2 protein-coding genes and 3 pseudogenes are annotated in these 3,321 nt (G+C 64.3%); 3 read left to right on the forward strand and 2 right to left on the reverse strand.

The window, feature by feature from the left end; translation table 11 throughout:
- Positions 1 to 104: 104 nt before the first annotated feature.
- Positions 105 to 725 carry a TetR/AcrR family transcriptional regulator gene (locus ACIRVH_RS46380; protein ID WP_403967152.1) on the reverse strand — a complete coding sequence of 207 codons (621 nt, stop codon included), beginning with the start codon at positions 723 to 725 and terminating at the stop codon, positions 105 to 107.
- 37 nt (positions 726 to 762) lie between these two features.
- On the opposite strand from ACIRVH_RS46380, the gene ACIRVH_RS46385 reads away from it, so the two are divergent.
- Both ACIRVH_RS46385 and ACIRVH_RS46390 read left to right on the forward strand, forming a co-directional pair.
- Positions 763 to 1,557: an alpha/beta fold hydrolase gene (locus ACIRVH_RS46385; protein WP_403967155.1), complete on the forward strand. Its 795-nt coding sequence runs from the start codon at positions 763 to 765 to the stop codon at positions 1,555 to 1,557.
- A pseudogene (locus ACIRVH_RS46390) lies at positions 1,557 to 1,778 on the forward strand (helix-turn-helix domain-containing protein); the annotation flags it as partial. The gene ACIRVH_RS46385 and the pseudogene ACIRVH_RS46390, both read left to right, overlap by 1 nt.
- Before the next feature lie 15 nt (positions 1,779 to 1,793).
- On the opposite strand, the pseudogene ACIRVH_RS46395 reads toward ACIRVH_RS46390, so the two are convergent.
- A pseudogene (locus tag ACIRVH_RS46395) lies at positions 1,794 to 2,497 on the reverse strand (IS5 family transposase); the annotation flags it as partial.
- On the opposite strand from ACIRVH_RS46395, the pseudogene ACIRVH_RS46400 reads away from it, so the two are divergent.
- Positions 2,493 to 3,211, forward strand: a pseudogene (locus ACIRVH_RS46400) (IS5 family transposase); the annotation flags it as partial. The pseudogenes ACIRVH_RS46395 and ACIRVH_RS46400 overlap by 5 nt on opposite strands.
- Between the last annotated feature and the right edge of the window lie 110 nt (positions 3,212 to 3,321).

Genomic DNA, 3,321 nt, shown 5'->3' on the forward strand with positions numbered 1-3,321 from the left:
GCCAACACCAAGCCCGCATCAGCCACTACAAACGACGCGGCCACAGCCCCTGAAAACTAGCCAGCAATCAGAACAAGCACCGTTGCAGTACTAGTTGTTGCGGGTCAGGAGGTTGTTGACGCGCGTCCGCCAGGCAGCACTGAGACGACGAGATCTGCTAGACGGAGGAGGTCGTTGCGCCCGAGGCCCTGGTTTGACTGCGCGGATAGTCCGTGCCAGAAAGTTTGAAGCGACGCAGCGAGTGTGGCCGGGTCTGTGTGCTTCGGGACTTGTCCATCCTTCTGAGCTTGTTCGATGCGCTTGTGCAGCAGGCGCTGGTTCGACGCGTAAAGGTCGTCGAGGTAGGCGCGAGTGTCGATCGTATCCGGACTGTCCGTCATCGCAGCGCTGCTCACCAGGCAGCCCGGGTGCCCTGAGTTGGGCTGGGTGAACTCTTCGACGGATCGACGGAACAATTGGTCGAGGGTGTCAGCGAAGTCGGGTTGCGCACACGCATCCTGGTAGATGATCCGGTACCGCTCGGCGTACGTTCGCACCGCTTCCTCGAACAGCCCCGCCTTGCTCCCGAACGCGGCATAGATGCTCGAAGTGGACAGCCGAAGCGCGGCGCTCAGTGCCCGCGTGGACGTGCCGGAGTAGCCGCGTTGCCAGAAGAGCCGTGCCGCTTCGAGCACAACCGTGGCTCGATTGAACTGGGGGGGTCGTCCTGCTCGACTGGGATGCATACTTGCATTATAGAGCGGATGTTCCATAATGCACGTTATGGAGCAATCGATACAGAAGAAGGTGCCGCGTCCTGACGGCAGTTGGGTGAGCGTCGACATCTACGGCGATGCGGCGGAGCCGGGGCTGCTCATGATGCCCGGCGTGATGAGCGATGCGCACAGTTGGCGGCACGTTGCTCGCTCTCTTGAGGCGTGGCCGTCGGTGTCTATCGTCAATCGCCGGGGGCGAGCACCCTCAGGACCGCTCGGAGGCCAGTATTCGTTGCGAACTGAGGTCGACGACCTATGCGCAGTGATCGAGGCCGTCGGTGAGCCGAAGGCCGTCTTCGGTTGGAGCTACGGGGGCCTGGTCGCCCTGCTTCTTGCGTGCGAACGTCCGATGAGCCATGTGATCGCTTACGAGCCGGTCGACCCCAGCTTCGGCAACGCCGCGCTGCCTTCGCTCCGCGCCGCAGATGCTGCACAGGATTGGGATCGAGCGGTCGAGATCGTGAACGAACAAGTGTCAGGCTTCTCCGCGGAGTACGTCGATGCGCTGCGCGCTGATCACGGTGCGTGGTCGACGTTGCGCAGACTGAGCGAACCGCTCTACTCGGAACTGCAGGCGCTATCCGATGCCGAACTTGGCGCAGATCTCGGCTCCCACGCGGCCGTCATCGACCTGATCGTCGGTGAGCGGAACGTCGGCGCGGAGCCGTACGGAACCTCGTTCCAGCGGGTCGTGAGCAGACTCCGCGGTTGCACGGTCCATCCACTGGCCGGCCAAGGACACCTCGCCCACCTCGAAGACCCCGCCGCCCTGAGTAGGCTCCTCGACAAGCTCGAAGACTGATGGGAGTGCGACGGGTACATGCAAACGCTCCGCTCACCGTGGAGGGCCGACATCGCCTGATCGAACGCTGCAAGACCCGACCGATCGCGCATGTTGCCGCGGAGATGGGAATCTCGCGGGCTTGCGCGTCGAAGTGGGTGAATCGGTGGCGCAAACACGGTGATGTCGGACCGCTGGACCGGTCGTCGACCCCGCGCCATCAGCCTACGGCCACTAGGGCCTGTGTGATGTCGTGATCAACCAGTTGCCTTCAGGAGGTCGTTGATCCAGATCATCGAGGCACGGAGGTGGAGGCCGGCGAGGTAGCTCTCAGGTGTCTTGTCGTATCGAGTCGCGATTCCCCGCCAGGCCTTCAGCTTGTTGATCAGGCGCTCGACGGTGTTCCGTTCTTTGTAGAGATCGGCGTTGTGAGTGACGGGCCGGCCGCCTCGGCTGCCCTTCTTCTTCCGGTTGGCGGCCTGGTCCTTCTTCTCCGGGATGACTGCCTTGATGTTGCGTTTCCGCAGGTAAGAGCGGTTAGCGCGGGAGGAATAGGCCTTGTCCGCGGCGACAGCGCCGGGCCGGGTTCGGGGCCGGCCGACGGGAAGACGGATGCGCACCTTCTGCAGCACTGGGACGAACTGCGGGCTGTCGGCGGCCTGTCCTGCGGTCAGGACGAGGGACAGGGGACGGCACTTGCGGTCTGCAGCGAGATGAATCTTGCTCGTCAGTCCACCGCGAGATCTGCCGAGCAGGGCTTGATTCAAGCGGAGCTTGTGCCGTCGCCTGAGGTGCCGCCGTTCTTCCTGACCGGGGTCGTCACTGCCGTGCTGTCCGTTCTGTTCTGGCGGGCCGCCCCCTTTTGCCGGGCCCGCTCCTGCTCGATGGCGGCCTCTTCAAGGGCGTCCATGACCTGCTTGCCGATGCGCATCCCGGCTGCGTCGTGGTGGGCGCGGGCCGTGGACTCCACGACCGCCCGCGCTCATCACGACGCCGCCGGGATGCTCGTCGGCGCGGACGTCATGGATGCTCTCGAGGAAGCCGCCGCAGAGCAGGAACAGGCCCGGCAAAAGGGGGCGGCGAAGCAGAACAGAACGGGCGGGATGCCGGAGACGCGCCTGAACGGGAAGAGCGCCGGCGCGTCCGCCGCCGACGCAGGATCCGCCTGAGGGAAGCCCTGCTCGGCAGGTCACGCGGCGGGCTGACCAGCAAGATTCACCTCGCCGCCGACCGGAAGCGCCGGCCTCTGTCGTTCGTCCTGACCGCCGGGCAGGCCGCAGACAGCCCGCAGTTCATCCCAGTGTTGAAGAAGATCCGCGTCCGCCTGCCGGTCGGTCGGCCTCGTACCCGGCCGGGCGCGGTCGCCGCGGACAAGGCCTACTCGTCTCGCGCAAACCGCGCCTACCTGCAAAAACGCCATATCAAGGCGGTCATCCCGGAGAAGAAGGACCAAGCCGCCAACCGCAAGAAGAAGGGCAGCCGAGGCGGCCGGCCCGTCACTCACGACGCCAGCCTCTACAAGGAACGGAACACCATCGAGCGCCTGATCAACCGGCTGAAGGACTGGCGCGGCATTGCCACACGTTTCGACAAGACACCCGAGAGCTACCTCGCCGGCCTCGAACTCCGTGCCTCGATGATCTGGCTCGAAGAACTGTTGCGAGCAGCTGATTGATCGCGACATCACACAGGCCCTAGGTGTATTGATCACGAGCGTTGTTGACACTGGCTGGGCTTGATCATGGCGAAGACCTCCGGTGTGGTGGAGCTGTCTAGGAACACACC

It is taken from the genome of Streptomyces sp. NPDC101165 (assembly GCF_044768135.1).
Lineage (GTDB): Bacteria > Actinomycetota > Actinomycetes > Streptomycetales > Streptomycetaceae > Streptomyces.

Coding starts and splice junctions, on each gene's coding strand:
- ACIRVH_RS46380 (WP_403967152.1), bottom strand. CDS start 725: ATGCATCCCAGTCGAGCAGGACGACCCCCCCAGTTCAATCGAGCCACG.
- ACIRVH_RS46385 (WP_403967155.1), top strand. CDS start 763: ATGGAGCAATCGATACAGAAGAAGGTGCCGCGTCCTGACGGCAGTTGG.